The following is a 6063-nucleotide window of genomic DNA, read 5'->3' as shown; positions in this document are numbered from 1 at the left end:
CCACCCCCCTCGCGGCGCCCCCGCCCCCGCGCGGGTGGCCCCCCCCCCTGTCCGGGCGCTCGGCCCCGGCCGGGGGCCCCCCGGCCACGCCCCCGGCGGCCACCGCTCTTCTCAGGAGGGGAAGTCAGCAGGGAGGGGATGAGAGTGGAGTCCGGCGCCACGGGCACTTCGACGGGGGTGCGTCGGCGGGCGGAAAGCGGACGTACGCTGCGCCCATGGATGACCCCGTGCTCACCGCCCGCGAACTGGTGCGGGACCGATTTCCCGCCGCCCGGGCGGCCTTTCTCGCCGGCAGTGTGCTGACCGACCGCCGGACGCCCACATCCGATCTGGACATCGTGGTCCTCTTGGATGGGCCGCCCGCCCCCAGCCGGGAGAACCTGGTGTATCGCGGATGGCCGGTGGAGCTGTTCGTGCAAACGGAGGCCGTCTGGAAAGGCTTCGCCGACCAGGAGACCGCGAAGCGGAGTTCGCCGCTGCTCGCTATGTGTGCTGACGGGATGCTCCTGCTGGACACGGATGGGCTGGGCGCTGCGCTCCAGGACGATGCGCGAAAGCGTTGGGCTGCGGGCCCGCCGCCGCTCTCGGACCGTGAGCGTGACTACCAGCGGTACGTCCTGACCGACTTGGTCGATGACCTGCGCGGCTGCACGGACCCTGCAGAGCGGATGTACTTGGTCTCGCACATGCTGCAGCGCGCCTCGGAGCTCGTCCTCCTGGTCGGCGGGCACTGGCTCGGCGGAGGCAAATGGTTGTCGAGGCGGCTGGCTGCGGCCGATCCGGAGATGCACCGTGCGTTGTCCGAGGCTGCCGCGCAGGCGATCGCCGGGGACAAGGAGGTCTTCGCCGAGGTCGTGGCAGAGGTATTGGACCTGGCCGGCGGCCCACTGTGGGACGGGTATGCCATCCGATGAGTCGATGAGGGCAACCACACGTCCGAAGAAAGTCCGGTACCAGCAGAGTCTGCTGGGGATCACGACGCCGGGCGGGATGCGTTTGCTGTGGCGTTCGCACTTGCGAGATGACTTCTACGCGTGCCTGCGCGCTCATGGCGACGCACTGTTCGAGCTGACGGACGCCCTGCTGTGTGCGGACGGGCCGGTGAGGACGCCGGTGGAGCTGACACTGCTGGCCGAGCATCGCCAAGGGCACGGCGCGCTGTACGCGGCGTTGAACGAAGGCCGTATCGACGCGACCAGCTGCCGCCGGACGCTTGCCGCCTTGCCGCAGCCGCAGGCCGCCAACCACCGACTCGTCCTGGCCGTGGACGTGACCAACTGGCTGCGGCCGGACGCCGATTGCAGCCTGAACCGCCTGTTCTGCCACACCTTCGGCCGCGGCCGGGACCAGCACCTGATGAGGGTCGCGGCCAGAGCGCGGATGCCGGTCATGGCGCCGCTTGGTGTTCGTCGGCTCTGCGCTTGCGGGCGGCGAGCCTAGGGCCGGGCCCGCTGCTCCAGGCGTCGCACTTCCCGGCTCGTCCGTTCGGCGGTTCGACGCGCCTCACGCAGGGCGCCCTGTGCGCTCTTCACCGCCCTGGCCGCCGCTGCCACGGCCTCCGCGGCCTTGAGCTCGGTCTGACGAGCCTGCTCCAGCTCGCGCTCCAAGCGGTGAACGTGGTGGGCCGCCTCGTCCTTCTTCGCCTCGGCGGCATCCTGCGCCTGCTGTGCCTCGCCGACCTCGCGCTCGCGCCGGGCGGCCTCGGTGTCGGCCTCCTTTGCCGCCGCACGGGCGCGCTCGAGTTCACGCCGCCGCTGCCGCCGCTGCTCCTCCTCCTCGCGGTCCGGCGTCTCCTTCGCCGCGGGCTTCTCCTTCGGCGCGGAGTCGCCCTCCGGCTCATGCCGCTTCTTCGGCGCGGGCTTCTTCGCCGGTGTCGGGTGGACGGGCGTCTCCAGCGGGGCGACTGCGGCGAATCCCACCGCGGCCTCGGGCACCTTCGCCAGCCGTCCCTTCGCCCACAGCTCGGCGACGTCCGGGTGGGCGAGCACGCCGTGGAGAATCTGCTCGATCTCGCGCAGCACCGCGTCGCTGACCGGCTGCCCGGCCTCCCGGGCCAGGACGGCGGCCGTGTGGGCGAGCGCGGTGACGAGCTGGTGGCGTCGGCGGCTCGCCGCCCGTAGCTGCTCGGCGTCGAGGGTGCGGTGCGCCTCGCGCAGGGTTTCCCCCAGCGCCAGGAACTGCTCTGCCTCCTTGGCCCGCTGACGGGCCAGGAGGTTCGCGGCCCACGCCGAGAGCGGTGGCCGGCGCAGGCCGGCGATCGCCTTCGCCGCAGCGGGGTCCTTCGCTCTGCGGGCCTCGGCGACATAGGCGTCCCGCGCCGCGGTGAACTCCGACGGCTTGAGCCCGTACAGCTCATCGGCGATCAGCTCGACATCCACCACTCCACTGTGCGCGGCCCGCACCGGACCGGGGCGACCGCGCGGCAGCGGCTACGCCGGATGGCCGGTCAGGTCACCCGTGAGAACGGGACGGGAAGTGGGTGGGACGAGAATGGGCGGCGTCGTGGCGCTGGACCTCGACCCACTCCCCTCGGGGGTGCCTCCGGGGCCAGGCACGTGGTCAGAGCGTCAGGTAGCGGTAGTGCCTCAGGCGTAAGCCGGCGGCCTTCTCGGTCATGCCGAGGGCTGCCGCGACCTGGGCGACCGCGTCTTCCTCCCCGCCGCCGAGGAACCTGGTGGCCAGGGGTCCGAAGAGGGCAACGGCCGATTCGAGTTCGTTCGCGGCCTTCAGCACGGTGAGCGGGTGGTCGTCGACGAGTTCGTCCAGGCGTTCGTGCAGCCGGTTCAGCAGGTCGGCGACGTCCTCGGGCAGCGGCACCGTGCGCGCCGCGACCTCGTCCAGGTGAGCCTCCCAGTCCGCTTGCGGCCCCGAGACGTCGTAGGCACCGAGGTCGTTGCGGTCGACCTCCTGCCAGTCGATCGGGAAGGTGCGCGTGCCGCGCCATCCGCAGGCGCAGCGGCCTCGCATCGTCGTGGCCGTGGGCCTGCGCGACTGGCCGGTGTAGACCCACCAGTCCGTCGACTCGTGGAAATAGCCGCCGCTGCCCATGTCGAAGTAGACCGGCCCCGGCTCGCTGCCGTCCGCGAGCAGCACCCCGACCTCGCCCTCGTGCGACTCGAACCCCTCGCGCTTCCAACCCATCGCGCAGGCCTCCCTCTTCGGTGGTAGACGTAGACGTTTGACGCAGACGTACGACGTAGAAAGACGACCCGTTCGGGCCGCCCTCATCCACCATGGGGCAGCGCGGAGCGACCCCGCAGGGAAGTCGGCATATTCCAAGGGCAACTGGTTGCGTGCGCCGCAGCATGCGCCCCCAAGGTGCTGCCAGTCACCGGTCGCGGCGGTCAGTCGCAGATTCCGAGATGGAGGATGGTGGCCCAGTCTCTGGTGACCAGCAGCGAGTTGCGCCACCATAGGGCACCCGCGTGGGGCCCACTGACGTCGCCGGAGCTTCGGACGGGGCCCAGATACGCCTCGAGGAGGTCCGCTATGGCGCCGGCGAGTGCGCCGGCCTGCCGAACCTCGGCAGGCGTGCGCAGGGTGGGGCCCGCGAACCTGTGGGCAGGCTGCATGAACCCTTCGGTCACCTGCCGGCGGAGCATGTTCCGCCATGCCTGCGGTGCCTCGAACGGGTCGACCGGTGTGCTCACCTGGTGCCCGCTCGCCCCCGCGTCGTACACGGCTTGGGCAAGACCGGTCATCCAGTCATGACCGGTTGCCGTCCCGCCCACGGGGACGACAGGGAACAGAAAGAGGGACGCCACATGGTTGCAGTCGTCGAGCAGGTCCTCCAGCGGTTCAGCTGCGGCTGACACCGCGTCCGGGGCATCGAGTGGGTTCAGCAGCATGAGCGCAACCTGGTCCTCTGTGCGGTACCGACTGGTCGAGGTGGCGGCGTCGGCCATCGTCTGGGAGAGGTGCTGAGGAAGCGAAGCGCAGCCCACGCCGACCGTTGAGACGGTCGATGTGGTGACTGCCGGATCCGGTTGACGCGCGCGGCCACGGTGACGGTGCTACGCCAGCCACGTCCCCTCGCGCATCACGACCCGGCCGCGCAGTTCCGGTACTCCGCGCCATGCGCGCACTGTCTGCGGCGCCACACGCAGGTACAGACGGGGAGTCTCCTCCGTACGGGGATCCCAGCCGTACTTGCCTGCGAAGGCGTCCGCGGCGTCCTTTGGCACGTCCCGCGTGGAGTGGCACGTCGCCTCTCCTTGCAGGAGCACCACGTCGACGGTGTCCGGCAGCGCCAGCCGTACGCGCGGTTCCTTGTGGACATTGCGTACCGTCGCGGAGTTCGCGCCGGTACACATCCACGCTGCCTGCCCGTCCCACAGGAACCACAGGGGCACCTGATGCGGGCCGTGGTCGGGGTGGGACGTCGACACCCATATGTCGCGCTCCGAGGCGAGCCGTTCGAGGGTGTCCCGCCTGCGTGCCGCCGTGTCGCGGACGATGATCTCCGTAGCTTGCATGGGCGCGACCTTAGCCAGCAGGTTCACCGTACGCATGGGGCGCGGGTCCTAAGCCCGGAGGCTGAGCGGAGCCCAGGAGCGCTGCCCGTGGAGGGCTTCTCCACGTGAGCCCCCGGCGTCTAGCAGAGCATGAGCATCGCCTCGGCGACTTCGTCCACCGCCGCGCCCGGGATCGCGGTGGCGGCCTCCTTGAGGACGAGCAGCCGGGCGCCCGGGATCTCGCGTGCGAGTGCCTCGCCGTTGCCGACGGGGAAGAACCGGTCGCGGCGGCCGTGGACGACGAGCGTGGGGAGCTTGATCTCGGGCAGGCGCTCGCGCCACCGGGGGGTGCAGTCGAGCCGCGAGAAGACCAGGCCGAGCTGGTTGGCCATCTGGACCGGTGGTGCGGTGCCGGGCGTGCGGTCCCAGATGCGCGCGGCGGTCGCGCGTGCGGCGACGGGGTCGTCGCCGCGGATCTCCGCGCCGGCGGCGATGAACTCCGCGACCGCCCCGCGGTCCGTCCAGTCGGGCATCGGGCGCGCGAACAGCCGGTTCATCGTCGCCCGGTCATGGTCGGGAAGGTCGTCGTCGGGCGGGCCAGGGGCGACCGGGCGGGTGCCGACCAGGGTGAGCGCGGAGAACGCGCCCGGATGGTCGAGCGCGGCCACCTGGGCGACCATTCCGCCGACGCCGACGCCCGCGAGGTGCGCGGGCCCTCCGCCGAGCGCGTCGACAAGGGCCGCCGCGTCGGCGGCCAGGTCGCGCAGGGTGTAGGCGGGAGCCTCCGGGTCCTTCGTCGTCGACTCCCCGCTGTCGCGCAGGTCGTAGCGCACCGCACGGCGCCCGCCGGCGGCGAGGCGCTCGCACAGCGCGTCGGGCCACGAGAGCATCGTCGTCCCGCCAGCGAGCAGGACGAGTGGCGCGTCGTCGTCTCCGAACGACTCGACGCCCAAAGAGATCTCGTTCGCGTTGACAGTGGTCATCGGATCACCGGAGTACGTCGTAGGTCAGGTGCGTCGCGGTCGACGTCGGGATCACGCTCCGTTGCACGAGTGTGCGCGGCACTCCGCCGGTGAACAGTGGTGTCCCGGCGCCCAGCACGACGGGCGCGAGGTGCAGTGTCAGTGCGTCGACCAGGCCCGCGTCGAAGGCCGAGCGGATCGTGGCGCCGCCGCCCATGAGGACGACGTCGAGGTCCTTGCCGCTTTCCGACGACGCGGCCTCGGCCCGCTCGCGCGCGGCGGTGACCGCGTCGGGCAGGCCGGTGGTCACGAACGTCCAGTCGAGGTCGATGGTGCGCACCGCCTCCGGCGGCGAGCTCGTCACGACGACGAAGGCGGGCTTGCCGACCTCGCCGGCGCCGTAGCCGGACGTGTCGTCCCACCCTTGGGGCCCGTCGACCACGTCGAAGAGACGGCGGCCGAGGACGACGGCGCCGGTACGGGCGGTTGCCTCGCTCAGGACCCGGCGGTCGTCGGGATCGTCGGAGAACGCCCACGTGTGCAGGGCCTCGCCTCCCGTCCCCAGACCGTTGTCCAGGCCGGGGTCGGGACCGGTGACGAACCCGTCGAGCGAGACGGAGATGTCAGCGATGATTCGTGTCATACCA

General features: G+C 71.5%; 7 protein-coding genes and 1 pseudogene. 2 read left to right on the top strand and 6 right to left on the bottom strand.

What is annotated here, in order from left to right; translation table 11 throughout:
• Nucleotides 1-215 precede the first annotated feature (215 nt).
• Nucleotides 216-914, top strand: coding sequence for a nucleotidyltransferase domain-containing protein (locus tag ACFVGS_RS06010; protein WP_385690795.1), 699 nt, complete (start codon nt 216-218; stop codon nt 912-914).
• 76 nt (nt 915-990) lie between these two features.
• Nucleotides 991-1356 (top strand): annotated as a pseudogene (locus ACFVGS_RS06005) (transposase); the annotation flags it as partial.
• An 80-nt stretch (nt 1357-1436) separates the two neighbouring features.
• Here ACFVGS_RS06005 and ACFVGS_RS06000 read toward each other — a convergent pair.
• The 6 genes from ACFVGS_RS06000 to ACFVGS_RS05975 form a co-directional block, all read right to left on the bottom strand.
• Entirely contained in the window at nt 1437-2378 is a 942-nt protein-coding gene (locus ACFVGS_RS06000) for a hypothetical protein (protein ID WP_384423557.1), read from the bottom strand.
• A 181-nt stretch (nt 2379-2559) separates the two neighbouring features.
• Nucleotides 2560-3141, bottom strand: coding sequence for a hypothetical protein (locus ACFVGS_RS05995; RefSeq protein WP_384423556.1), 582 nt, complete (start codon nt 3139-3141; stop codon nt 2560-2562).
• 203 nt (nt 3142-3344) lie between these two features.
• A complete protein-coding gene (locus ACFVGS_RS05990) occupies nt 3345-3848 on the bottom strand; it encodes a hypothetical protein (protein ID WP_384423555.1) in 504 nt (167 codons plus the stop codon).
• Between the two features lie 165 nt (nt 3849-4013).
• Nucleotides 4014-4475 carry a pyridoxamine 5'-phosphate oxidase family protein gene (locus tag ACFVGS_RS05985; RefSeq protein ID WP_384423554.1) on the bottom strand — a complete coding sequence of 154 codons (462 nt, stop codon included), beginning with the start codon at nt 4473-4475 and terminating at the stop codon, nt 4014-4016.
• Between the two features lie 119 nt (nt 4476-4594).
• Nucleotides 4595-5437 (bottom strand): alpha/beta fold hydrolase, encoded by an 843-nt coding sequence (locus tag ACFVGS_RS05980; RefSeq protein WP_384423553.1) that lies wholly within the window; start codon nt 5435-5437, stop codon nt 4595-4597.
• Between the two features lie 4 nt (nt 5438-5441).
• On the bottom strand, nt 5442-6059 hold the full coding sequence (locus ACFVGS_RS05975) for a dihydrofolate reductase family protein (protein ID WP_384423552.1): 618 nt from the start codon (nt 6057-6059) through the stop codon (nt 5442-5444).
• Nucleotides 6060-6063: the final 4 nt, after the last annotated feature.

The sequence above is a fragment of the Streptomyces sp. NPDC127114 genome (assembly GCF_042677525.1).
Lineage (GTDB): Bacteria > Actinomycetota > Actinomycetes > Streptomycetales > Streptomycetaceae > Streptomyces.
This window is presented reverse-complemented; position numbering and strand designations above follow the sequence as displayed.